Raw genomic sequence first — 25,190 nt, 5'->3', positions numbered from 1 at the left:
CAATGGCAAGGAGCTTCAGGAGACCGGAATGTATGATTACGGCGCAAGATTCTATATGCCTGACTTAGGAAGATGGGGTGTTGTGGATCCGTTGGCGGAGAAAATGACAAGATATAGTCCTTACAACTATGCATTTAATAATCCGATAAAACACACCGATCCTGATGGAAGAGAACCTTTAGATATAATTTTTAGAGGAACTGATAAGAAAGAATTAAGAATCATAGCTGCAGGACCGGATAAAGTTTATAATGTTCCTTTAAATCTTAAAGAAAATAAAACCATAGATATTGGAGCAAAAGATATTGATGTTAACCGCTTCGCCATAGGTTATACCGTACAAGCTGATATTGGAGCAGGAGCAAAATGCAGGTTTAGAAGCTTCTGTTGTTCAGTTTACAGATAAAACCTACGGTGGTTATAATTATGTTTATGCTGGAGGACATTTGGGTTCCTCTGGAGGAAACCAAGGAGGTCTTTCTGGTAGTGTTGGGGCTAGTCTTTTTGTAGCTTATAATAATTCTATAAGAGACATAGATCCAGTATCTTTTGAAGGGAAAACTATATCAAAAGGAGGTTCGATTGATGTGAAAGTAATTGCGGGAGGTGGTATTAATGCCAATCGTTTTTCAGGAACAGGAAATTGGACAGATCCAGGATGGTATGGATATTCTTTAGACGGAAGTATAGGAGTAGGTGGAGCGGCCAATTTAGGATCGGGTAATCTTTCGGTTTCTAAAACATACTTACTCAACCAAATGAAGCCAACCGCCCAAAGAGGTATTTTAGATAGAATTTCAAATGCTGGAAGTCCTATTGTTTCCGCTTTAAAGAATCCCAACCCAAGAAATATATATCATGCTCCTCAATTTGATTAAAAAAAATATATGAAATATTTAAGATTTATAATAATGTTTATTGTTTTTGTAGGAATGGTAATGTATTTAAAAAAAACTGGAACAGAGGAATATGTTGAAAAAAATAAAGTTTTAAAAAATGGGGTTGTACTTGAGGGAACTATTACAGATATAAAAATATCACGTAATCATAGTTTTGGTATATTAACCTTAAGCGTCAACAATTCAAATGTTAAAGATTTTTCAAAAAAATTAAAAGAAGGAATATATCCTTACAGGATCAAAGATAAACAGGCTGAAATTTACTTACCTATATTTGCTGAAAGACAGATTGGTGATAGCGTAAAATTAATTTCTGATAAGGAAATTATTTATTATAAAGGTGTAAAAACTAAAGATGAAGGAGAGGTTTACGTTATCACCAATTCTACAGATATTAATTTTGTAAAAGAGAATACAATATTTAAATAATTCCCCCGCTCCCCGCTCCCGCACGATTTTATCGTGTGGCAGATAATAAAAAACCTTGCATTTTGCGATGTTATTTACAATTATAAGTACAACGGTAAAGAACTGCAAGAGACCGGAATGTATGACTATGGCGCAAGATTTTATATGCCGGATATTGGAAGATGGGGTGTGGTTGACAACAAAGCTGAAAAATACTCGCCGATGTCTCCATATACTTATGCTGGAAATAATCCTATTGCGTTTATAGATCCAGATGGAAATGAATTAATTCTTTCGTTTGCTACGGCAACAGCGGAGCAATCTTATAAAGATTTAGTTAGAACCACATTAGTTCGAAAATATGAAGCTGTTTATACCCAAATTACTGGTACAAGTAATTATAAGGTAACTCTCAATATGATTAATAAAGATGTTTCGTTAACGAAAGAACAACAAGCTTTCTATAATAGCTATAATGATGTAGTTGGAGCAAAAGAAGTTGTTAGTCACGATGTTGTCGAAAATAGTGCTTTAGCAGATGGAGGTAATTTTCAAACAGGAGAATTAGACATAGCTGATGTATTAGAATTTGACAAAGCAGGAAAAGGAGGTACAAGCAGTGCGGGAGCTTTAATACACGAACATACTGAGCAATTGGAAAAGTCCAAAATGGGAATCGCAAAAGGAAGCGTAGGAAAAACAGAAACTGACGCTTCTGGAAATACTACATATCCTGATTTTAATAAAGCTCATGCAAAAGCATTTAAAAAAGAAGACAAGGTAAATGGGAATAAAAGAATAGAAACAACGGGTCCGATGAGTATCAATGTATTCGAAGAGAAAGATAAAACCAGAACCAATCAAGCTATTTGGCCAACTACTACTGGAGGAATAACAGTTCAAAAAAAAAACATTGCCATAATATGAAAAATATATTTTTTATTGTAGTATTATTACTATTGATTAATTGTTCTAATTCTGTAAAAAAAAGCAATAACGTATCTGTCAATGGAAGCTGTGTTGAAAATTTAGACTTTAAAGCAGAATATTTTAGAAGTATTCAAACTGTAGAAAATTACTTCTCTCAACAAGAAAGTCCAGAAAAAACTTATGATGCATTAAAATTTATTGCAAAATATTCTAAAGTTTCTTTTGAAGATATGCTAAACTATGCAAGAACTTATCCATATGCAACATATGAGAAAGACCGAAAAGGTTGGCTAGAATGGTATGAAAAAAATAAGTGTAATAATATACAGTTTAAAAAAAAATAACAACAACTAATTTATGATAATAAGTAACCTCGTATTTTATGAGGTTACTTACAATTATAAGTACAACGGGAAAGAACTTCAGGAGACGGGAACGTATGATTACGGAGCGAGATTTTACATGCCCGATATTGGAAGATGGGGTGTGGTTGATCCGTTGGCGGAAATGTATCAACCAATGTCTACTTATCATATGTCTGGAAATAATCCTATTTTCTATGTAGATTCTAACGGAATGAACTATGATGATTACGGAGTTGATCAGAATGGAAATGTTAGTCTAATTCAGAATACTGATGATAATTTTGATCGGCTTTATGTTGCAAAAAGTGATGAGAAAGGCAATACAGTAAAAGATGCAAAAGGCAACGCACAGAAAGCAATAGAAGGAGAAGGGAAAGAAAATAGGGACTATGTAAAAGTAAATAAAGAAAGCAAAGAAAGTGGAACGCTTATAAGCCAACTTTCGGGTAAAGATAGTAATGGATTAAGCCACGGAACAACCAATAATTTTACAGATGCCAAAAAAGTTTTCCAATTTGCAGCAGACAATAGTCGTGTAGAATGGTCAATTGGAGGGTTTAATATGGGAAGTAAGAAACCTACAGAATTTTTAGTTGGGACTACACATAGTGCAGATAGAGTGCAAGTTCCTTGGGCGTTTGGAGAAAAAGGACTTAACTACGAAAATAATATTTATTCTGGTCATACTCACCCATATTCAAGATATCCTCAACAACATGATCTAAATTTATCTAATCCTAATGCGTATAATTTTCTGTACTATACAGGTGTTGGAAATGGAACGAGAGAAAGTTATTTTATGCCGTTTAATATTAGCAAGGGCAAGGATGGTGAATTAAAATGGATTATGAAAAATGGGTATGGAAGTGTCAAACTACCTAATTTAATCAAATAATATGAAAAATATTATATTAATAGTTTTATTAATTGGAAACGCTTTATATAGTCAGGATAGATTATCATTTGTAAAAGATGCTACGATAAAGGTAGAGATGCAAAAGAGTATAGACTATTTAAACACAAGCACGTTAATTTCAAAAGATATTAAGAGTAAAGTTGTTTTTATCACTTTTGATTTTCATTATATATATGGTCAGGAAATAGAAGGATATGGGATTACCTATTCCACATATATTCCAACATTATTCTCTGAGTTAAATAAAAATGGACAATTTGAGGTAGATGAAAAGTTCGGAATTTTATTTTTTAACTATTCAAAAAAACATTGTTTTTGTATTTTTCAAAGGAGATAGATTTTTTGATCGAGATCAAATGAAACGATTGTCAAATGAAATTCAAATTAGTAAGGAAAATCTTACGAAATCCGAGTTTTTTAAATATGAAAAAGGAAAAAATGAACTTGCATTGGATAATGTAGAAAATTTCATATCCTTAAAAAAGAAAGACGATAAATTTGTTCCCATTCGAGTCAATACGTTTGATTTAAAAACGTTTATGGAAGTTTGGTACGGGTTAGATATAAAAGAAATTCCTGTTAGTCAGACAAAAGATAAAGGAACAAGTAAAAAGGATTCAAAATATAAGTTTCATACACATCCTAACTAAAAAAAACCTCGCAACTTGCGAGGTTTTTTGTTATAGAGCAGCTACATTTTTATTAAAGAAGTCTTTAAATTTTTTGGTGGTAAGCATTTTATCGATGATTTTAAAGACGGTGCTTTTGTCTTCTTCGTCGAGCTGTTGAATGAGTTCCATTTGTTCGAGAGTAGATTTATCTTCAATCACAATCTCTGTAGGAATTATATTTTCATTGTAATTAATAATCTGATCTGTAGTAAGATTAAAAAGTTTAGCCATTTTACTAAGTTCCAATATGCAAAGTAAATTCTTTTTTTATGTAAATAAAAAAATCTACAGGTGAATATAAAAGAATTTTTCACAATATCTTTGAAGAACAAAAAAATCCTTCAGGAAAATTTCCTGAAGGATTCAATTTAATATGAAGAAACTAATTACTTAATTAGATACCTGCCCAACCTGAAGCCCAAGATGGTGTTGCTGTACCATTTCCAGCTCCGTTAGCAGTAGTACTTTCAGTGTAAGTATTTGCTAATACAGTTACCGATGCACCTGCATTAGATTTTGCAGAAGCTTTTGTAGTTACTGTTTCAAATTTTACGTTAGTAATTTTGTTACCACCATTGAAGTAAGTTACAGAAGCATCATTCTCTACGTTGATCCCTGTTGTCCAATTAGATAAAACCAAGTTGTCAAAAGTTCCGTAAGTTCCAACTCTCAATTTTAAAGCATCAGCTTCACCAGTAGTACCGCCAATGAAAGTTGCATTTTTGATTGTAGGATTTGATCTAGGGTTTGCGTTGTTATCATTTGCGTTGTTATCTGCTTCGATACCTCTGTTACCTACACCTGAAGCTCTTCTTTTTGTGTAGATGTTAGTAGCTGTACCATTCCATCCTTCAGTCCAGTCAAAAGCATCATCTTCATTTCCTACAGAAATAATATTAGATACGTTTACTGTTCCACCGAAAAATTCGATACCGTCATCAGATCCGTTAATCATAGAAACGTTGTCTATTACTGTTCCATTACCAACTCCGAAAAGAGATAAACCGTTGAATTCTTTATCTGCCTGAAAAATTGCACCAGCATATTCAATTCTTACGTATTTAAGGATTCCTGAGTTATCAGAAGCATTTGTACCTCCGTAAGTAGCGTTACCAACTTCGGCAGTTGCGCTTGTACCCTTGTTAATAGGTGCTTTTCCACAGATTACCAAGCCTCCCCAGCTTCCTGGTGTAGGGTTGGGCGATGTAAATACAATTGGAGAACTTGCAGTACCATTAGCAAAGATTTTACCATCTTGTTCGATTGTAATATATGCCGAAGTACCACCAGAAGCTTCGATTCTTGTTCCTGCAGGAATCACCAAAGTACCACCAGCTTTTACAGCTACAGCTCCTGTCAGTTTGTATAATTTTGAAGGGTCTAATGTTACTGTTTCACCAGACTTTACTTCTCCTTTAAAATTGTTTGGGTCTGAAGCAATCCCAGTTCCTGGAGTCGTGATGATTGTGTCATCATCATCACCATCGCTACAAGAGTGAAATACAACAGCTGTAGTAGACATAATGAATGCAGCAGCTAATAATTTTAATGTGTTCTTTTTCATTTTACAATATTTTTATTAATTTATTTTTATAATTAGAATTCGTAAGAAACGCTAGCTCCTACACCAGCTCCTCTCTTATATTTTTTTGAAACAAGTTCTTTCCCCGATTCTGTATTGTCCTGTACTCTTGTGAAATAAGGATTAAGGAGATTTCTTCCCGTAAATGAGAAACCAAGACCGTTTCCTAATTTAAATTTCAATGTAGTATCTAAAGTGCTGAATGCCTTATCTACCATATTTCCTCTGCTTTGGAAACCTATTGCATATATGTTGTCTGAGATGTAAGAATAAGAAACTACAAAATCTGCTGTGTTTTTATTCCCGAATTTCTGCTCAACACCAAGATTAACGTTTGCCAAAAACTCAGAAGCTCCCTGTAGCTTATCTTTGTCTTTAAGGAAAGAAGTGGTGTAATTAGATTCTCCAATCCCAAGATTTTCTCTTCTTACTTTTTCACCATCCAAATCCATTTCAGTATTAAGGTAAGTACCGTTCATAAAAGTATAAAGTCTCGTTTTACCAGAGTCATAGATATCTTTTCTTATTTCGGCTTCTAAACCAAAGACTCTACCAGTGTCACCAACATTTACAACTGACGTTAAGTTAGCAGATGAGTTGATCGTTATTTTAGCAAGTGGGTTGTTAATTTGCTTACCGAAAGCTGTTAACGATATTAATTCATTTTTCTTTGGGAACCATTCCCATTTCAAGTCAACATTATAATTATCTGCCAAGTAATTAGATTGGTTACCTGCTAGTGTTTCATCTACATCTTCGTACTGATAAGGTGCTATTTCAAGTAAAAGAGGGTTTGTGTAAGTCTTTGATGCTGCCAATCTTAAATTATGCTGATCGTTGATGCTGTATTTGATGTTAAAAGCAGGTAATATTTTATTATAGTCTTTATCTCTGCTTCCTTCTTGTACTGCGGTATTATATGAAAGTTTCTGCATCAGGCTTTCGTATCTTACACCCGCCTGTACCGTTAATTTTTCGCTAAATTTGTAGTCAACATTTACATATCCAGCATGGTTAGTAACTTCTGATGTAAATGTCTGTGGAGCAAGTGCTGTATCAGGATTGAATTTGATATCTCCTCTGAATGTTACAATATCAAAAAATCCACCTGCCTGATAATTTGCTAAGTTAAAGAATGAATCATAGTTATTTGGATCCACATAATAAGTACCTTGTGCAGGTAAGATTCTAAAGTTATATTGAGTTGCTTTAAAATCACTGTCTTTATATCTTCCGCTATATCCTAATGTTATTTTTGCGTCACCTAGTTTGTAATCAGCATGCAAATCACCTACGAAATCATTTTCCAATAATCTGTCAAAATATCTGTTGTTAGCTCCAGGATTTGAGCTTGCAAAGAAATTATAGTTCTGCTGCTTGTCTAAAACAGTTACATTCTGCTGTCTATCTGGTCTTCTGCTATCAAGTCTGTTATAACCAATATTCCAACTTATTTTTAATGGCTCACTTAAAGTATGTTCACCTCTTAACTGATTAACAAGTAAATCATTCGTTCTGTAAGTAGCTCTTCTAAGTTGAGTTACATATCTTTCCTGATTCACGTCATTATCATAATAATCTCTGTTATATCCAGAATAGTTTCCTAATTTCTGCTCAGTTGTGTGAATATAGTTAGAAGATAAATTAATGTTATGGTTGCTATTTAGTTTGTAGTTGATGTTAATCAATCCCGTTGTATTGGTACTGTATTTAAACTCTTCAGCATCATTGTATAATCTTAATGGGTTGTCTTGTCCGTCATAAGCTCCACCTGTTGTTCCTGTGAAATATTCATAACTGTTATCAAAACCTCCAAATCCAAAAATGCTTAATTTTCCTTGATCACCTATTTTAAAATTAGTACCGAAATCAAAACTCAATGCAGAATTAAAAGGATTATTTACCTGCTGATCTTTCCATGATGTTTTGAATGCATAACCATTGTTGATTACCGCATTTTTAGATGGCTTATTTAATTGAGTAGAGCCAAAAAAGTTCGGCCCGTCCTGTAATAAATAATTATCTTGATTGATCGCATTAAAGTTAACAGAAGATCCTAAATTAACTTTGAAGTATGGTTTCCCGGTATATATTTTCGTTACGATATCTACATTGGCTCCCGACATATCTCCCCAAATTCTGGGATTGTATACTTTTTCCAAACCAATAAAATCGATCATATCAGTTTTGATGATACTCAAATCGATGTTTTTATACATTGGATCGTTAGAAGGGACCTGAAGCCCGTTGATGGTTGTTGAGTTGTTACGGTCACCAAGACCACGAATGAAAATTTGCCCGCTGCCTTCCTGTTTTTGGGAGCCTGTAGCTTTGGTAACTGCTATAGAAACGTCACCTACACCTTGTTTTTCAAGTTGTACAGAGCCGACTCTTTCAATAACTTCTACAGATTTTCTCTGCACACTTATGATATTTGCCTCACCTCCTTTTTTTGTTGTACCTTGAATGATAACACCTTCAATCTTTTTTTCTTTTTTTACGGTATCATTTTTCTCTTGAGCGTAAAATAAAGTTCCGGATGTGGTAAGGAACAAAACAGCGATACTCAGTTTTCTAAAATTCATTTCTTTTTTACTAATTACTTTCGGTGCAAAGGAATAAAAGATTAGAGGTTTATTTGGTTTAGTTAATTTTAAATTTTCCTTAACTAAATATTACGAAATAGCCTTTAATATTAAGTTTATGTGAATGAAAACTAATTATCGGTCATGTTGCTTAAATTTTGTTAACTTTGAATTGTAAAAATTGAAAATGAACCAAAAAAAGATTCTATTAATTGATGATGAACTGGATATTCTGGAAATTCTTTCATACAATTTAGAAAAAGAAGGCTATGACATATATACTGCCACAAACGGTAACGAAGGTATAGAAAAAGCCAAAGAAATTATCCCGGATCTTATCTTATTAGATGTCATGATGCCAGAAAAAGATGGTATCGAAACTTGTCAGGAACTTCGTAAAATAAAAGAACTTCAAAAGAGTCTTATTGTTTTTCTTTCTGCAAGAAGCGAAGAGTTTTCTCAATTGGCAGGTTTTCAGGCTGGAGCTAATGATTATATCGTAAAGCTTATCAAACCAAAAATTTTAATTTCTAAAGTAAATGCATTATTACAACTGACTTCTCAGGTCTCTGACAATGCAAAACTGATTGAAGTGGGAGATCTGATTATCGATAAAGATAACTTCAGGGTTTCAAAAAGCGGTCAGCAGTTTTTACTTCCGAAGAAAGAATTTGATTTGCTTTATCTTTTAGCTTCCAATACCGAAAAAGTTTTCAAAAGAGAAGAAATTCTTGAGAAAGTCTGGGGTAATGATGTCATTGTAGGAGAAAGAACAATTGATGTTCATATCAGAAGATTAAGAGAAAAATTGGGAATCAATACCATTCAGACTTTAAAAGGAATAGGATATAAGCTGATCGTTTAATTCAAAAAAATCCTACCTTTACTTATAACCCCTAAATTTTGTAAAATTGAAATTTTACAGACTCAGTTTCATTTCCTCATGTCTCTTGACTTTGGTGATGCTTATTTTAGTCATCATATTTGATGCACTTCATGACCGTTATTACCACAATTCGGTTTTCATAACCGGTATTGCGGTTAGTGTTTTGATTATGTTTGTGATCAATTACATTGTACTCGAATTGCTTTTTAATTATTATGCAAAAAAGCAGGTACGAAACATTTCTAAAATTTTGCCGGAAGAGATTGTTTATGACAATCAGGAAAACATTACCCTAAAGGAACTGGGCGAAAGGTTTTCTGATTTTAACCAGCAGAAAGTCACCGAAATGGAAGTGATGAAAAAAATGGAAAGCTACCGTAAAGAATACATCGGTAACGTTTCTCATGAGCTTAAAACACCACTTTTTTCAATTCAGGGATATGTTGAGACATTGAGTGAAGGTGGAGTGGAAAATCTAAACATCAGAGATAAATATCTCGAGAGAATAGGCATTTCAGTAGAAAGATTGATTGCCATTGTTAATGATTTGGATATGATTAACAGACTTGAAGCTGGCGAAATTAATCTTACCGTATCAAAATTTGATGTCAATATTCTCGTAAAAGAAATTTTTGACCTTCTCGATCTGGAAGCTGAAAAAAACAATACTGTTTTACAGCTACAGACTTTACACAGCCAGATCTTTGTGGAAGCCGATAAACAAAAAATTTCGCAGGTTTTCATCAATCTTATTTCAAACGCAATACATTATGCCAACAGGCAGGAAGCAAAGGTTGTTGTAAAAACCAGCGTTCTTAAAAATAAAGTACTCATCGAGGTTATTGACAACGGAATGGGAATCAAAGAAGAGCTTCTGCCAAGAATTTTCGAACGCTTTTATCGTGTAGAAACCAGCCGAAGCAGAAGACAGGGCGGTTCTGGTCTGGGACTTGCCATCGTAAAGCATATATTGGAGGCTCATAATGAAAACATTACGGTAGAAAGTGTATATTTGGAGGGAACTAAATTTAGTTTCATGCTCGAAAAAAGCAAATAGACCCTTAGAATGTAATCAAAAAAAAATTCTAAAAAAGTATTAAATATTCTTTTCTAAAATCTCATTTATTATATATTTGCAACAGAAATTGATCAATTAAATTAAGGCAAAAATAGAAATTGGAATAGTAGTATGGTTTACAAAATCCGTGTAATATTAGATACAAAAGAAGATATTTTCCGTGATGTTGAGATTAAAGGAAAACAAACACTCTGGAACCTTCATTTAGGAATCAAAAGTGCTTTCAACCTTAGTGGTGATGAGCTTTCTACTTTTAATCTCCTTGAAGAAGATGGTACGATTGTGAAAAGCGTTCCTTTGGAAGATATGAGTGATGAAGGTGATGGCGAAATTATGTCAGACGTTTACATCGATGAAGCATTCGAAGCAGCTGGCGACAAAGCACAGTTCCAGTATGGTTTACTAGATTTGTGGGAATTTTTCTGCGAGCTTGTAGAAGTGGTGGAGGAAACAAAAGGTGTTAATTATCCGATCACAGTGTACAGATTCGGGAATGCACCTCTGAAAGCTCCAAGCAAAAGTGGAAGCGGATCAGGTTCAAAAAATAAAAAATCAGCAATGCCTTTGTTGGATGATGATTTTGGTTTTGAAGATGATTTCGGCGGCAGCACCAGTTTTGCAGACGAGGATGATGACAGCTTTGATGATGACGAAGATGATGACTACAATGATGATGTCTTCGATGACGAAGATGACAGCGACGACGATAGAATCTGAAAAAAATACAAACCCTGAATTTTTTAAGTTCAGGGTTTTTTATTTATAAGAGTTAATTATTTTAGAACTAATTAACTGTATTTAATAGATTTCACAGGAGAAATTTTACTGATCAGATAACTTGGAATGATCAATGCCAATCCTGAAATCAATAAAATCCCTGCAGAGATTGAAAGAATTGCTACAGGATTTAAATCTACAGGAACTGTACTCACGTAATAATTTTCAGGATTTAGTTTAATGATTCCGAAAATTTTCTGAATTAATAAAAGTCCTAAACCGATTGCATTTCCGTAAAGCAATCCAGGAACCATAATAATCAACGTATAATTAATAAAAGTAGCTCTTATTTGAGCATTCGTAGCACCCAAAGTTTTCAGCAGACCGATTGAATTTGTTCTCTCAATAATCAAAATAAGAAGAACCATGATGATATTGATGATAACTACGATCAGCATAATGGAAATGATTAAAGCAATATTCACATCAAAAATACTGATCCAGTCATTGATCTGTGGGAATTTATCGGTTGCTTTTTCAGCATAATTTTTATAACCGATCAGTTTTTCAATTTTTGGAAAGTCTTTATCAATATCGTTTACATTCTTAAAGAAAATATCAATTCCGCCAATATCTTCCGGAGCCATATCCTGAATTTTTCTTACATGATTCACATCGCCGATCACAAACTGATCGTCAATCATTTTAATATCCGTTTTATAAATTCCAACGATCTGAAATTTTCTGTAGATCTGTTTCTGGTCTTCCTTTGCAAAGACTGTTACAATGCTGTCGTTGACTTTAAGATGAAGATCGTTCGCTATTTTTTCCGAAATGGTAACGCCATTGTTGTAACCTTGCTCGGTAATTTGGGGTGTTTTACCTGCAATCAGAAATTTTTTAAATCTTAAACTGTCAAAATCTTTTCCTATACCTTTAAAGATAATTCCGGCAAAGCTATGTTCGTTACGCATGATTCCTGTTACCATTGCATATTTCTGCACACTTTCCACGTCATCAAGTTCTTTCAGTTTTTTAATGTTTAAACCTTGATTATCGAGTATGGAAGTATTATATGAAGAATTTGAGCGGGTAGATTTTACGGTAATATGTCCGCTGAAATCCGCTAGTCTCTCTTTGATCGCTTTTTTTGAACCGAATCCTGTAGAAACAGTGATTAAAGAAACAATAATTCCTAAGGCCACCGAAAGTCTGCCGATGAAGATGATCACCCGTGATAGGTTATTTTTGTTATCTTTGGAAAACGCTATTTTTCTAGAGAAATATAAAGGAAATTTCAAGCTTATGAATTTAGATTTCAAAATTAAAACTTTAGTTCTTATTTGCCTAATTTTTTTAGGAGTATTCAGTCCATATTATTCTCAGACTCAAGATCAGGATTGTTTCAAAACCGGTGCAGACCGCCCGGAACTTTATTTACCATTATTAAAAGGTAAAACCATCGGAATTGTGACTAACCAGACAGGTTTGATGAAAGATAAAACTCATGTAGTTGATTATTTAGTAAAAAACGGAATCAAAATCAAAACAATTTTTGCTCCTGAACATGGTTTCAGAGGAGATGCAGATGCGGGTGAAAAAGTGAAAAATGGCGTAGATGTGAAAACAGGAATTCCTATCATTTCACTTTATGGGGCTAATAAAAAGCCAAAACCTGAGCAATTAAAAGGATTAGATATTGTTTTGTTTGATATTCAGGATGTTGGAGTTCGATTTTACACTTATATCTCTACTTTGACCTATTTAATGGAAGCCGGAGCTGAAAATAATGTTGAAATTTTAGTTTTAGACAGACCCAATCCGCATGACGGATACATTGACGGACCGGTTTTAAAGAAAAAATGGGAAAGTTTTGTCGGAATGCATGAAATTCCTGTTGTTTATGGTTTAACAATCGGGGAGTACGGAAAAATGGTTAACGGCGAAAAGTGGCTTAAAAATGGAGTGCAGGCGAAATATACTTTGATCCCGATGCAGAAATATCATAAGCAAAAACGTTACGCTATTTTAGATAAGCCTTCTCCTAACTTACCTAACGACAAATCGATCAATCTATATCCGAGCTTATGTTTCTTCGAAGGAACGCAGATTTCTGTGGGTAGAGGAACAGATATTCCTTTTCAGGTGTATGGTTCACCATGGACGAAAGATTTACCTTATCAATTCACTCCAAAACCAAATTTTGGGGCTAAAGATCCTTTTTTGAACGGAAAATTATGTTACGGTGAAAATCTTTCAAATTATTCTAAAGATTTAAGAGAATTAAATTTAGAATGGCTGATCAAAGCTTACAAAAATTATAAAAATCCTCAGCAAGATTTTTTCCTGAAGAATCTTTTCTTTGATACTTTGGCAGGAAGTGATGATTTAAGAAAACAAATCATTGCTGGAAAATCTGAAGTAGAAATCAAAGGCTCGTGGAAATCTGATCTTGAAAAATTCTCAAAAATCAGAAGTAAATATGTGATTTACGAGGATTAAAGATGTAAATTATCAGCTTTTCCGGGCGATTTTAAAATTCACAATCCACAATTTACTTTTTTTAATCAAAATTCTGTGGCGGATTTTTATCATCTTTCCCTTTATTAAAAATAAAAAGTCCGATTGACAAACCAATGACCCCTGCAAAAGCAATCATCAATGCTCGTTCTAATTTATCAGCTTCTTTATTCCCCAAATAATTCATAAAGAAAAGAATAGCAAAAGTAATTGCAGAGATAATAATGTGGTTTTTACCGAAAATTTTCATGATATTATTTTAATCTGTAAGAAATCATTACGCCGCCACGATAAGGAATAATCTCGCCGCTTCTGTTGAACCCATCCGCACTGTCATATCTTGCACCGGTTCCACGAACGTATCCTTTATAAAAATCTTGCGAAGTTCCAACTCCAGCAAAAATATCCATATTCCAATTATCTGCTAATCTAAACTGGTAACCTGCTTCGACTCCAAAAAGAAAAGAAAATCCTTTCTGATAAAGTTGAGAATTAATGTATTGACTGGGTATTCCTACTTGAGCATCTACATAAACGTTGTCGTTCCAATAATTAGGCTTTTGTACAATGTATGTTCCAAAAGAAACATTACCTCCTATATGCCATCCTTTAAAAGCTTCTTTAAAATAATATCTTCCTTCAATAGTTCCCATATAAATCTGTGCTTCATGTCCTGCAAAAGATTTCCAGGGAGATATTAAAACATCACCTTGTAGAGTAAATTTATTATTAAGCTGGTATTCTAATCCTGCATTAACTATTCCGATAGGAATAAGCAAAGCATTTCCTTTTATATAAAGTTTTTCAGATTTTGAATCATTTTCCAAGGTTTGATTTTCCTGAGCATGCATATTTATCATCAAAAATAAACTTAGTGCTGCAATAAAAAATTTATATTTCAAATTGTTTCCTATTTGATTTTATTTAATAATTCTTTTGCTAAAGTTGCGTCTTTTCCGGCTTGTTCAGCTATCGTTTTAGACATTTCTGCATAATTTTTAGCGATATCAGTAATGCCGAGATTAAAATAAATTTTTGCTAAAATATAAGTGTTTTCAGCAGTTTCACCTCTCATTACTGATTTTTCTGCCCATTCTGCTGCTTTCTTAAGAGAAGATTTTGTTCTGATGTGATCAGAGAAAATCCAGGCTGCTTTTAAAAGCTCGTTGGGTTCAAATGAATCAGCATTTTTATAATAATCCAAAGCTGCTTTTTCATATTCTGAGAAATTTGAATTTTGCTCATAGTAACTCAATTTTGTCTGGTTGAGTTTAAGAATCGCTGCTTCTTTTCCTACCAAAGGCTCTGCAGTTTTCATGAAGTAATCTTCATTGATTTTTTTATTCTTGTCGTCAATAGATTCCTGCACAACTTTAGCTAAAACCAATTGGTTATTAAACTCGTTATAATTTTCTTCAGGTAAAAATTTTATAATTTCAGCCTTTTGAGAAACAAAGGTTTTATAATTAACATCTTGTGTTGATTTTAAGAAATATAAAAGGAATCCTACATCTTCTTTTGTAAATTCGTCTGTCTTTTTTCTGTTTGCAAAATACCTTTCAGATGCCTGCTTTGCAAATTCATAATCAGTATTTGAATTAAGCTTCATGATGTTGATCAGAAAATCACGGTCTTTTTCTCCTTTGGCAAAACGTTCTTTCAGTGAGCCCTTTTTATTGTTGGGAGAATTAATGTCCTGCGCCATTGTCAGGAAAATACTTTCTTCCATATAGCCATAATTCTGAGAAACCAATTCACCATCTCCATTCAGGAATAAATAAGTAGGATAAGAACGTACACCGAATTTCTGCGCAACTTCTCTGCCTTCACCTTTTTCCATGTCGATTCTTGCATTGACAAAATTTTTATTGTAAAAATCACCCACAGATTTTTTTGTGAAAATATTTTTTTCCATCATTTTGCAGGGACCGCACCAGGAAGCGTATGCATCGATAAAAACGAGTTTATTCTCTTTCTTTGCTTTTGCAATAAGATCTTTCAAAGGAATATCCTCAAACTGAATTTCGTCCTGAGCAAATGTAAGTATGGTGATAAAAATAAATAATCCGGAGATGATCTTTTTCATTGCTTCTTCTAAATTTAATAAGCGAAGATACTTAATTTTGAGGGATTAGAATTGTTAAATAATTTTAAAAGTATGTAGGTTATATAAAAAACCACCTCTTAAAAAGGTCCTCTTAAAAAGGTGGTTTTGTGGTTTCTCCAGGAATCGAACCAGGGACACATGGATTTTCAATCCATTGCTCTACCAACTGAGCTAAGAAACCAATATATTTTTGTTTGTTCTACTTCGGTGTTTTAAAGTGATGCAAAAGTAGTAAGTTTTGATATATGAAGCAAGTATTAACGGTTTTTTTTTAACAAAAATTAAAAACTTACTGATTTTCAGGAGTATTATTTTCCTGCTCCTTCCTTATCTGTTCGCTCATTTCTTCTAATACAGGTTTTATCGTGCTTTCAGGAAGATCGCTTATTCTGATATACATCAATCCGTCAATAGCATCATTGAAGTTCGGATCTACATTGAATGCGATCACTTTCGCATTTTGCTTGATATATTTTTTAATTAAAACAGGCAATCTCAATTCCGGCTCAAGGTCATCGATGATTTTATCAAGTTTATTAAGATCAGATTCCATTTCATCGAAAAATAGATTTTTGTCTCTGTCACGGAGTTTCACTTTGTATTCGTTTCTCGGAGTAATGTACTGTGCAACAGCAGAATCGTAATAATTTGAACGCATAAACTCAATCATTAACGATTTTGAAAACTCTGAAAATTTATTGGAAATACTTACTCCCCCCATCAGAAATTTATGATCAGGATTGCGAAGGCAAACATGTACGATTCCCCTCCATAAAAGGAAAAGCGGAAGTGGTTTCTGCTGATATTCTTCACAGATGTATGCTCTTCCCATCTCAATAACCTTTTTGAAGAATGGGTGGATGTCTTGCTCAAACTCAAATAACGAACTGGTGTAGAATCCTTTGATTCCGTATTTCTTCATCACATCCTTGCCTAGAGCCATTCTGTAAGCTCCCGCAAGTTTTTCTGCAGCATTGTCCCAAAGGAAAAGATGATGATAATGCTTGTCGTATTCATCGAGATCAAAAGGTAAATTACTGCCTTCACCAACCGCACGGAAAGTCAGTTCACGCTGCCTCCCGATCTCTCTCATCACAGAAGGAATCTGTTCATAAGGTGTGAAATAAATCTCGTAATTACCATTACTGAAAAGCATTTTGTCGGTACCTTTCAGCTTGTTAATATCTTTTAAGATATCTTCTTTTGGAGTTTCATCGATAATATTCTGAACGATATTTTCTTCTCTTAATAGCTGAAATTTTAATGATAAATTTTTAAGGTTAATAACCTGTGCAAGAGATTTTCTTTTTTCATAGTAAGATTTCATCATATAAACCTTACGCCTCAGAAATTCTCCCAATTCTTCAATGGTTTCCATGTCATCCATTGCCTTTACGGTGATAGGTTTTCCTATTCTGATTCTGATGGGTTTTTCCCTGTCATTCATCATTTCTGCAGGAAGCAGTAAAGTCTGCAAATTTGGATGAATTTTTGAGACCTGATAAAAAAGCGTACTGTTTTTCGCATGGAAATACATAGGAACGACTGGTACTTTTGCCATTTTTATCAGCTTTAAAGCAGGTTTTTCCCACTCTTTATCAAGAATTTCTCCATAAGGATTGTTTTTGTTCGAAACTTCACCTGCAGGAAAAATTCCTACACAGCCACCATTTTCAAGATGCTTTAATGTTTCTCGCATTCCGGTCGAGCTGTTGCGGATTTCTTTCTTTCCTTCAAAGGGGTTTACAGGAATTACATAGGGCTCCATTGGTTCTATTTTCTCTAAAAGAAAATTACCCATCACTTTGAAATCGGGACGCACTTCTGACAAGACTTTGCACATCAGAATTCCGTCGATAGCACCAAGCGGATGGTTTGAAACCAATATGAATGGACCTGTCTTTGGTATCTTTGCCAAATCTTCAGAAAATGCGATATAACTTAAATTCCTTTCTCTAACAAATGAGTCGAAAAAATCTTTGCCTTCCTTTTCTCTTAACTTGTCATACAGTCTGTTTACTTCATTTATTTTGGCAAGGCTCATCACTGCGGACGCAATAGGATTCTTCAGAAATCCCAGTTTATTTAAGCCCGAAGCTTTGATTAAATCATTTTTCGAAATTAAGCTCATGTGTTTTTAGTCGTGATTAGTTTTATTGTGTTACCATTTGAAGCGTATTTTTTGCAATCTGCTCCAATAATACACTTTTTTCCTGGTAAAATTTACCGATGTTTTCCATTTTTGCATTCCTCACTGTAAATAAAGATACATTTTTTATTACATCAGTTTTAAATACTTTCTGAAGTTCTTCGTTCAGCTCATCAATTTTCAAAAATTTGTCTTCCAGACATAAAGCTAACGAAATTGCAGAGTTCTGCATTAAAGAAACTTTGATTTTGTATTTAGATAAATATCCGAAAACCAGACTCATATGATCTTCTGCAATAAATGAGAAGTCTCTTGTTGAGATTTTTAATAAGGTTTGATTTTCTTTTAAAATATAAGATTCTTCATTTTGATTTTTTTCAGAAGCTCCTACTTTTGTTCCGTCTTTTGTAGGATCTACGAAAGATTTTACATAAAAAGGAATATTTTTCTGCTGTAATGGCTGTAATGTTTTCGGGTGAATGATACTTGCTCCGTAATACGCCATTTCAATAGCTTCTTCGTAAGAAATATTGGAAAGCAACGAAACATCTTTGAATTTTCTTGGATCTCCTGTCATTACTCCCGGAACGTCTTTCCAGATGGTCATAGCTTCGGCATTTAAGCAATACGCAAAAATTGCAGCAGAATAATCTGAACCTTCTCTTCCTAAAGTTACTGTGAAATTATTATCATCTGAACCAATAAAACCTTGGGTTACATAAGAGATTGCAGGATTCAGTGTAGCGATAAATTCTTCTGTTTTCTGCCAATTAACAATTCCGTCTCTGTAAGAATCATCAGTTTTGATATAATCTCTTGCATCCAACCACTGATTGGTAAACTGAATGTCGTTCAGATATTCACTGACAATCTTAGTAGAGATCATTTCACCGCAGCTCACTACCTGATCGTATACGAAGTTGTAATTCGGAGACTTGTTTCTTCTTAAAAATGAAACAATATCATCAAAAAACAGATTGATTTCGTCAAAAACCAAATGATCGTTCTGGAAAAGCCCCTTAGCTATTTCAATGTGCTTCTGTTTTATCTTTTCAATTTCAGTTTGATAGTCTTCTTTTTTAAAATAGAGTTCTACTACTTTCTCTAGCTCATTGGTGGTTTTACCCATTGCCGAGATGACAAGCAGACATTTCTCAAAGCCCTGGCTTTTTAAAACCATTGACACATTTTTTACACTTTCGGCATCTTTCACGGAAGCTCCACCAAACTTGAAAATTTTCATTTAAGATTTAAAATAAAATTGTTAGATAAATAAAATTTTTTGAAACGTCAAAATTATAAATTTACGATGAGATATGAAAGAGCACGATTCGGTGATTAATAATTATGGCATAATTGTTTAAAATTCTAATGTTTAAAGGTTAATGTTTTGTAATTCAGTGATTTAAATGATTTTGAAGAAAATTCTTTCAGGTCGGATAATTTTTACGAAATTTGAAGCAAACGTAAAAGTATAAAAATGTCAGATCAACCATTACAGACCTTAGGAGAATTTTTAATTGATAAACAGGAAGATTTCCAGTATTCTACAGGAGAATTTTCACGTCTTCTAAGTGCGATAAGACTGGCGTCAAAAGTGGTCAACAGAGAAGTAAACAAAGCAGGAATTGTAGATATCACCGGTGCTGCCGGCAATCAGAATATCCAGGGAGAAGAGCAGCAGAAGCTTGATGTCATTGCCAATGATATTTTTATAACGGCATTATCGCAAAGAGAAGTTGTATGCGGTATTGCTTCAGAAGAGAACGATGATTTTATCGATATCAAATGTGGAGAAAACGGTCATCTGAGCAAATATGTGGTTTTAATCGATCCTCTTGACGGTTCATCAAATATCGACGTAAATGTTTCTGTAGGAACTATTTTCTCAATCTACCGACGAGTTACCGAGCCGGGAACACCGGTTCAGTTACAGGATTTTTTACAAAAAGGAATCAATCAGATTGCTGCAGGATATGTAATTTACGGTTCGTCAACAATGATCGTTTATACGACAGGGAACGGTGTTAACGGATTTACTTTAGACCCGTCTTTAGGAACTTATTATCTGTCTCATCCGAACATGACTTTCCCAAAAACAGGTAAAATTTATTCCATCAACGAAGGAAATTATATCAAATTTCCTCAGGGAGTAAAAAATTATCTGAAATATTGTCAGATGGAAGAAGGCGACAGACCTTATACATCAAGATATATTGGTTCTTTAGTTGCTGATTTTCACAGAAATATGTTAAAGGGAGGAATTTATATGTACCCGTCTTATTCTCAGGCACCAAACGGAAAACTAAGACTATTGTATGAGTGTAATCCAATGGCATTTTTGGCGGAACAGGCAGGAGGAAAAGCTACCGACGGTTTCAGGAGAATCATGGAAGTTGAGCCGACCGAACTCCATCAAAGAATACCATTTTTCTGTGGAAGTGTTGATATGGTAGAAAAAGCAGAAGAATTTATGCGAATTGACAGCGTAAAATAAATGAAAGCAGGATATTACAGATATTTATTAAAATTCAAACGCCCGAGTGGAACATCTCGTGGCGTTTTGTATGAAAAAGAAACTTTTATTCTGGAAATTTCAAAGGATGGAAAAAAAGGAATAGGAGAGTGCGCAATTTTCAGAGGACTGAGTTTTGATGACCGACCAGATTATGAAGAAAAATTGAAATGGTTGTGTGAAAATATTCAAAAAGATTCCGAATTTTTAAATCAAGAATTAAAAGAGTTTCCATCAATTTGGTTTGGATACGAACAGGCTGTTTTGAATTTAAAGCATGGGAGGAATTTGTATTTTCCAAGTGAATTTACGGATGGAAGATCTTCAATGATGATCAATGGTTTGATCTGGATGGGAGATATTGGTTTTATGGAAGAGCAAATCCATGAAAAACTTAAAGATGGATTTCATTGTATTAAATTGAAAATCGGTGTAGACTGGAAATCTGAACACTTAATTCTTCAAAAATTAAGAGAGAAATTTTCAAAAGATCAATTGGAGCTTCGTGTTGACGCAAACGGCGGATTTTCTAAAGATGAAGCTAAAATTGTACTGCGACAATTGGCAAACTTAAATATTCATTCAATTGAACAGCCAATAAAAGCAGTAGATTGGAAGGGTATGGCTGAATTGTGTGCCGAAACGCCGACTCCGATTGCTTTAGATGAAGAACTTATCGCAATTATTGATTTAAATAAAAAGAAAGACCTGTTAGAAACAGTTAAACCTCAATATATCATTTTAAAACCCTCTTTAGTTGGTGGTTTTACAGGTTCTGATGAGTGGATATCTCTAGCTGAGCAGAGAAATATTGGTTGGTGGATTACCTCTGCATTAGAAAGTAATATAGGTCTGAGTGCAATTGCACAGTACACTTTTACGAAAAATAGTCAAATGCCACAAGGTTTGGGGACCGGAAGTTTATTTACCAATAATTTTGAAACTAAATTAGAGCTAAATAATGATCGGTTGTTTTTTAAAGAATAAAGTAATTTTCTAATCTATAATTCAGGTTAAAATTAAACTTTGTGTGCTTAAATCACGTCTTTTCTGATGAACAATGCTTCCTTTATATATTCTAAAATATAAGAAAACTTTTTTTTAAGATTTTTCATAATATAGTTTGATTTAGTTTAAGGTAGTTGGCTAGTACAAATTTTGTGCCAATTTTAGTTATAATGTGTTTATTAGTGATATTTAAAATTTTCAAAGTTTAACCGCCTGCTCTTCCAAAATTTTGAAATAAAAGCATCGAAAACTTTGTAAGAAAGGTCAATATTCAATATATGCGAAGTAGACGATTTAAAATTGTCTATGAATGATTTTTTAAGATCAATAATTGTTAACAGTTTGTAATCTGAAATTTTTCTGTTGAAATAATCTTTTGCTTGGAGTTTAGGCTCTGCATAATTGCCAAAATTATATTTAGCGATCCTGATATTTAGGATTGAATATTCATCGCTAGATAAAGGTTCATTTTTTTTACCTTTATAACGAATGATCGTACGATTGCTGAGAATGTAGGCAGACATTATTAATAGTTTGTGAAAGTAGTTTGGTTGTATAAATTTCCGAAAAATTTTTTATTTGTAAATGAACTGAAGGTTAAAATATCGTTTTTTTTAAACCTTAAATTTTCTTAAATTTGCAGATTGTTGTATAAATTATGCAGCAACGTAAGTTTATTCTAATGGAAGAAGAAAAAAAGTCACTCAATTTTATTGAGCAAATTATAGAAGATGATTTGGCAAACGGTATGAGAAATGATCAGATCCGTTTCCGTTTTCCGCCTGAACCCAATGGTTATCTGCATGTAGGTCATACAAAAGCGATCTGCATCAACTTTGGTTTGGGTGAAAAATACAATGCACCCGTAAACCTTCGTTTTGATGATACAAACCCTGAAAAAGAAGAGCAGGAATTTGTAGATTCTATCATGAAAGATGTAGAATGGTTAGGTTTCAAATGGGATAAAGTTTTGTATGCATCTGATTACTTCCAACAACTTTACGATTGGGCCGTTCAGTTGATCAAAGACGGAAAAGCTTATGTAGACGAACAACCGTCTGAAGTGATTACCGAGCAGAGAAAAAATCCTGCTGAGCCAGGTATAGAATCACCTTATAGAAACCGTCCTGTGGAAGAGTCTTTAGATTTATTCGAAAGGATGAAAAATGGTGAGTTTGAAAGTGGTTCAATGTCTCTTCGTGCAAAAATCGATATGGTTTCACCAAATATGAATATGCGTGATCCTGTGATGTACAGAATTTTAAACAAACCACATCACAGAACGGGTACAGACTGGAAAATTTATCCGATGTATGATTGGGCTCATGGTGAATCTGATTATTTAGAGCAGGTTTCGCATTCACTATGTTCTTTAGAATTTGAAAATCACAGACCGCTTTATAATTGGTATCTGGAGCAGGTTTATGACGAATCTAAAGTAGCACCGAAGCAAAGAGAATTTGCAAGGATGAATGTGTCTTACATGATCACTTCCAAAAGAAAATTGCAGAGACTTGTCGCTGAAAACGTAGTTACGGGTTGGGACGACCCGAGAATGCCTACAATTTCCGGGATGAGAAGAAAAGGCTTTACACCGACTTCGATCAGGAATTTTATTGATAAAGTAGGAGTTGCAAAAAGAGAAAATCTTATTTCAATTCAGTTATTGGATTTCTGCGTGCGTGAAGATTTGAATAAAGTTTCAAAACGAGTCATGACAGTCGTAGATCCTGTAAAACTGGTCATTGAAAACTATCCTGAAGGAAAAGAAGAATGGTTAGAAACTGAGAATAATCCTGAACAGGAAAATGCCGGAACGAGAGAAGTTCCGTTCTCAAGAGAATTATATATTGAGCGTGAAGACTTTAAGGAAGAAGCGAATAATAAGTTCTTCAGATTAAAATTAGGCGGAGAAGTCCGTTTAAAATCTGCTTACATCATCAAAGCTGAAAGAGTGGAGAAAGATGAAAACGGAGAAATCACGACGATTTACGCAACTTATGACGAAAAATCTAAGTCAGGAAGCGGAACAGAAGAAAGTTTAAGAAAAGTAAAAGGTACTTTACACTGGGTTTCTGCGCAGCATGCAATTCCTGTGGAGGTAAGAATTTACGACAACTTATTTACTGTAGAGCAGCCTGATGCTGAGAAAGATGTAGATTTCCTGAATTTCGTCAACCCGAATTCTGTGTCTATAGTTCAGGGATTTGCTGAGCCAAGTTTGAAGGATGTTGCTGTGGGAGAACCGCTTCAGTTCCAAAGAATTGGATATTTTACCAAAGATCAGGACTCAACGGATACCAAAATGGTATTCAACAGAACCGTAACATTAAAAGACTCTTATAAGCCGGAGTAAAAATTTATTTATATCACTATAAATGAAACAGGGCTTAATTTTTTAAGTCCTGTTTTTTTTCGTCTGTTTGAGTGTTTTTATCCGCAAAGCGGTGAAAAATTTATCGAGAACCTGCGATAAAAAGACAACTCAGGAATCTCAAACTTCTTGATATGATTTTCTTTAAAAATCTACTCGAAGTGACGTTATTAATCATTAAAAGAAAAATTGTGAAACTTATACATATATATACAAGTTCATTTAAAGGACTTTCAAAAGAAAGCTGGATGTTGGCATTGGTAATGCTGATCAATCGTTCCGGCTCAATGGTACTTCCGTTTTTGGGAGTATATATGACTACACATCTGCATTTCAGTATAGAAAACACAGGAATTGTGTTAAGCTTTTTCGGAATCGGTTCAGTAATCGGATCATGGCTTGGTGGTTACATTACAGACAAAGTTGGAGAATACAAAGTGCAGTATGTCAGTTTATTGCTCAGTGTACCTTTATTTTGTTTAATTCCGATTTTTAAAACTGAAGTTGGAGTTGCTTTAATAATATTGCTTCAAAGTATTGTAAGCGATGCTTTCCGTCCTGCGAATTCTGTGGCAATTACAAAATATGCTAAACCCGAAAATATTACAAGAGCATTTTCACTCAACCGAATGGCGGTGAATTTAGGATTTTCAATCGGTCCCGCTTTAGGAGGAATTCTATCTGCAATTTCTTATGAGTTTTTGTTTTACAGCAATGCTTTAGCGGCTTTATTGGCTGGTTTACTCTATATTTCGTTTTTTTATAACAGAAATAAACTCGCAAAAATAAAAGCTAAAAAAGTAAAAGAAGTCATAGAAATTAAGAAAGAGAACTCACCTTATTTTGATGGTAAGTTTTTGATCTACTGTTTATTCTGTATGCTGTTTTCTATCTGTTTCTTTCAGTTATTCAGTACATTAACGATTTTTTATAAAGATACAGCCCATTTAAGTCAGCAAAATATCGGATTCATCTTGGGATACAGTGGTTTTTTAGTAGTTCTACTCGAAATGGGATTGGTACAGATCGCCGAAAAATATTTTAGTTTAGCGATTACCATGCTTATTGGGACATTTATTTGTGGATTTTCCTATGCAATGTTGGCTTTCGATTATAGCTTGATCGCATTACTCATTTCAATGACTTTGCTGTGCATCGGAGAAATCTGGACGCTTCCTTTTATGTCAACAATCACCGCTTTACGTTCCGGAGAAAATAATAAAGGAGCTTATATGGGCCTGAATGGAATCTCATTTTCAATTGCATTTATCATAACACCATATTTAGGAACATTAATTGCTGAAAAATTCGGGTTTAATATTTTATGGATCGGAACCGGAATTTTAGCAACCATCATTGCCATCGGTTTTTATTTTATTGTTCCGTGGATGATAAAGGACAAAAAAGTTTAAATTAAAATCAATTAAAAAAAGAAAGCCGTATGATATAATATCTGCGGCTTTCTTTTTATTTAAAATTA

General features: G+C 33.8%; 24 protein-coding genes, 1 tRNA gene and 2 pseudogenes. 17 read left to right on the top strand and 10 right to left on the bottom strand.

The features are described from left to right. From K0R77_RS13495 to K0R77_RS13455, 9 genes and pseudogenes are all read left to right on the top strand, one after another. Nucleotides 1–406, top strand: a 406-nt coding sequence (locus K0R77_RS13495; RefSeq protein WP_300353292.1) for an RHS repeat-associated core domain-containing protein, incomplete at its 5' end; no start/stop codon positions are given. Then, on the top strand, nucleotides 351–878 hold the full coding sequence (locus K0R77_RS13490; RefSeq protein WP_300353289.1) for a hypothetical protein: 528 nt from the start codon (nucleotides 351–353) through the stop codon (nucleotides 876–878). The genes K0R77_RS13495 and K0R77_RS13490, both read left to right, overlap by 56 nt. A gap of 9 nt (nucleotides 879–887) precedes the next feature. Next, nucleotides 888–1,328, top strand: a complete 441-nt coding sequence (locus K0R77_RS13485; RefSeq protein WP_300353286.1) for a hypothetical protein — start codon at nucleotides 888–890, stop codon at nucleotides 1,326–1,328. Nucleotides 1,329–1,403: 75 nt separating this feature from the next. Beyond that, nucleotides 1,404–1,586 (top strand): annotated as a pseudogene (locus K0R77_RS13480) (RHS repeat-associated core domain-containing protein); the annotation flags it as partial. Nucleotides 1,587–2,230: 644 nt separating this feature from the next. Beyond that, the gene (locus tag K0R77_RS13475) at nucleotides 2,231–2,581 is read left to right on the top strand and encodes a hypothetical protein (RefSeq protein ID WP_300353284.1); all 351 of its coding nucleotides are present in this window, start codon (nucleotides 2,231–2,233) and stop codon (nucleotides 2,579–2,581) included. A gap of 49 nt (nucleotides 2,582–2,630) precedes the next feature. After that, nucleotides 2,631–2,816: pseudogene (locus tag K0R77_RS13470) on the top strand (RHS repeat-associated core domain-containing protein); the annotation flags it as partial. Further along, complete coding sequence (locus tag K0R77_RS13465) at nucleotides 2,814–3,497, top strand: JAB-like toxin 1 domain-containing protein (protein ID WP_300353303.1); 684 nt, start codon at nucleotides 2,814–2,816, stop codon at nucleotides 3,495–3,497. The pseudogene K0R77_RS13470 and the gene K0R77_RS13465, both read left to right, overlap by 3 nt. A 1-nt stretch (nucleotide 3,498) precedes the next feature. Beyond that, the gene (locus K0R77_RS13460; protein WP_300353281.1) at nucleotides 3,499–3,855 is read left to right on the top strand and encodes a hypothetical protein; all 357 of its coding nucleotides are present in this window, start codon (nucleotides 3,499–3,501) and stop codon (nucleotides 3,853–3,855) included. Further along, a complete protein-coding gene (locus K0R77_RS13455; RefSeq protein WP_300353279.1) occupies nucleotides 3,785–4,168 on the top strand; it encodes a hypothetical protein in 384 nt (127 codons plus the stop codon). The genes K0R77_RS13460 and K0R77_RS13455 overlap by 71 nt, the downstream gene beginning before the upstream one ends. A 30-nt stretch (nucleotides 4,169–4,198) precedes the next feature. Here the strand turns inward: K0R77_RS13455 and K0R77_RS13450 are convergent, their stop codons facing one another. The 3 genes from K0R77_RS13450 to K0R77_RS13440 form a co-directional block, all read right to left on the bottom strand. After that, nucleotides 4,199–4,420, bottom strand: a complete 222-nt coding sequence (locus tag K0R77_RS13450; protein WP_300353277.1) for an XRE family transcriptional regulator — start codon at nucleotides 4,418–4,420, stop codon at nucleotides 4,199–4,201. A gap of 163 nt (nucleotides 4,421–4,583) precedes the next feature. Further along, nucleotides 4,584–5,753, bottom strand: a complete 1,170-nt coding sequence (locus K0R77_RS13445) for a hypothetical protein (RefSeq protein ID WP_300353275.1) — start codon at nucleotides 5,751–5,753, stop codon at nucleotides 4,584–4,586. A gap of 32 nt (nucleotides 5,754–5,785) precedes the next feature. Then, nucleotides 5,786–8,356 carry a TonB-dependent receptor gene (locus K0R77_RS13440; protein WP_300353272.1) on the bottom strand — a complete coding sequence of 857 codons (2,571 nt, stop codon included), beginning with the start codon at nucleotides 8,354–8,356 and terminating at the stop codon, nucleotides 5,786–5,788. A 187-nt stretch (nucleotides 8,357–8,543) separates the two neighbouring features. On the opposite strand from K0R77_RS13440, the gene K0R77_RS13435 reads away from it, so the two are divergent. From K0R77_RS13435 to K0R77_RS13425, 3 genes are all read left to right on the top strand, one after another. Continuing rightward, entirely contained in the window at nucleotides 8,544–9,221 is a 678-nt protein-coding gene (locus K0R77_RS13435) for a response regulator transcription factor (RefSeq protein ID WP_300353269.1), read from the top strand. Nucleotides 9,222–9,267: 46 nt separating this feature from the next. Beyond that, on the top strand, nucleotides 9,268–10,299 hold the full coding sequence (locus K0R77_RS13430) for an ATP-binding protein (protein ID WP_300353266.1): 1,032 nt from the start codon (nucleotides 9,268–9,270) through the stop codon (nucleotides 10,297–10,299). 132 nt (nucleotides 10,300–10,431) lie between these two features. Then, a complete protein-coding gene (locus tag K0R77_RS13425) occupies nucleotides 10,432–11,037 on the top strand; it encodes a hypothetical protein (RefSeq protein ID WP_300353263.1) in 606 nt (201 codons plus the stop codon). Nucleotides 11,038–11,108: 71 nt separating this feature from the next. Here the strand turns inward: K0R77_RS13425 and K0R77_RS13420 are convergent, their stop codons facing one another. Next, complete coding sequence (locus K0R77_RS13420) at nucleotides 11,109–12,338, bottom strand: FtsX-like permease family protein (protein ID WP_300353260.1); 1,230 nt, start codon at nucleotides 12,336–12,338, stop codon at nucleotides 11,109–11,111. 4 nt (nucleotides 12,339–12,342) lie between these two features. On the opposite strand from K0R77_RS13420, the gene K0R77_RS13415 reads away from it, so the two are divergent. After that, nucleotides 12,343–13,539 (top strand): DUF1343 domain-containing protein, encoded by a 1,197-nt coding sequence (locus K0R77_RS13415; RefSeq protein WP_300353257.1) that lies wholly within the window; start codon nucleotides 12,343–12,345, stop codon nucleotides 13,537–13,539. A gap of 61 nt (nucleotides 13,540–13,600) precedes the next feature. Here K0R77_RS13415 and K0R77_RS13410 read toward each other — a convergent pair whose 3' ends face one another. The 6 genes from K0R77_RS13410 to K0R77_RS13385 all read right to left on the bottom strand — a co-directional run bounded on the left by K0R77_RS13410 (nucleotide 13,601) and on the right by K0R77_RS13385 (nucleotide 19,056). After that, nucleotides 13,601–13,807, bottom strand: coding sequence for a hypothetical protein (locus K0R77_RS13410; protein ID WP_300353254.1), 207 nt, complete (start codon nucleotides 13,805–13,807; stop codon nucleotides 13,601–13,603). 4 nt (nucleotides 13,808–13,811) lie between these two features. After that, nucleotides 13,812–14,420 (bottom strand): DUF3575 domain-containing protein, encoded by a 609-nt coding sequence (locus K0R77_RS13405; RefSeq protein WP_300353300.1) that lies wholly within the window; start codon nucleotides 14,418–14,420, stop codon nucleotides 13,812–13,814. Between the two features lie 47 nt (nucleotides 14,421–14,467). Next, nucleotides 14,468–15,643: a thioredoxin fold domain-containing protein gene (locus K0R77_RS13400; RefSeq protein WP_300353252.1), complete on the bottom strand. Its 1,176-nt coding sequence runs from the start codon at nucleotides 15,641–15,643 to the stop codon at nucleotides 14,468–14,470. Between the two features lie 129 nt (nucleotides 15,644–15,772). Continuing rightward, nucleotides 15,773–15,845: transfer RNA gene (locus K0R77_RS13395), tRNA-Phe, on the bottom strand. A gap of 108 nt (nucleotides 15,846–15,953) precedes the next feature. Then, a complete protein-coding gene (locus K0R77_RS13390) occupies nucleotides 15,954–17,795 on the bottom strand; it encodes a lysophospholipid acyltransferase family protein (RefSeq protein WP_300353249.1) in 1,842 nt (613 codons plus the stop codon). A gap of 22 nt (nucleotides 17,796–17,817) precedes the next feature. Next, on the bottom strand, nucleotides 17,818–19,056 hold the full coding sequence (locus K0R77_RS13385) for an aspartate kinase (RefSeq protein WP_300353246.1): 1,239 nt from the start codon (nucleotides 19,054–19,056) through the stop codon (nucleotides 17,818–17,820). A 237-nt stretch (nucleotides 19,057–19,293) separates the two neighbouring features. Between K0R77_RS13385 and fbp the strand changes: the two genes are divergently transcribed. The 4 genes from fbp (at nucleotide 19,294) to K0R77_RS13365 (ending at nucleotide 25,122) form a co-directional block, all read left to right on the top strand. Beyond that, the gene (gene fbp, locus K0R77_RS13380) at nucleotides 19,294–20,310 is read left to right on the top strand and encodes a class 1 fructose-bisphosphatase (protein ID WP_300353243.1); all 1,017 of its coding nucleotides are present in this window, start codon (nucleotides 19,294–19,296) and stop codon (nucleotides 20,308–20,310) included. Next, the gene (locus K0R77_RS13375; protein WP_300353241.1) at nucleotides 20,311–21,315 is read left to right on the top strand and encodes an o-succinylbenzoate synthase; all 1,005 of its coding nucleotides are present in this window, start codon (nucleotides 20,311–20,313) and stop codon (nucleotides 21,313–21,315) included. Between the two features lie 703 nt (nucleotides 21,316–22,018). Beyond that, nucleotides 22,019–23,692, top strand: coding sequence for a glutamine--tRNA ligase/YqeY domain fusion protein (locus K0R77_RS13370; RefSeq protein WP_300353298.1), 1,674 nt, complete (start codon nucleotides 22,019–22,021; stop codon nucleotides 23,690–23,692). Nucleotides 23,693–23,958: 266 nt separating this feature from the next. Further along, nucleotides 23,959–25,122, top strand: a complete 1,164-nt coding sequence (locus K0R77_RS13365) for an MFS transporter (protein ID WP_300353295.1) — start codon at nucleotides 23,959–23,961, stop codon at nucleotides 25,120–25,122. The last annotated feature ends 68 nt before the right edge of the window (nucleotides 25,123–25,190 follow it).

This window comes from Chryseobacterium sp., assembly GCF_029240215.1.
GTDB lineage: Bacteria > Bacteroidota > Bacteroidia > Flavobacteriales > Weeksellaceae > Chryseobacterium.
The sequence above is the reverse complement of the archived record's forward strand: the minus strand, read 5'-3'. Positions and strand labels throughout refer to the sequence as shown.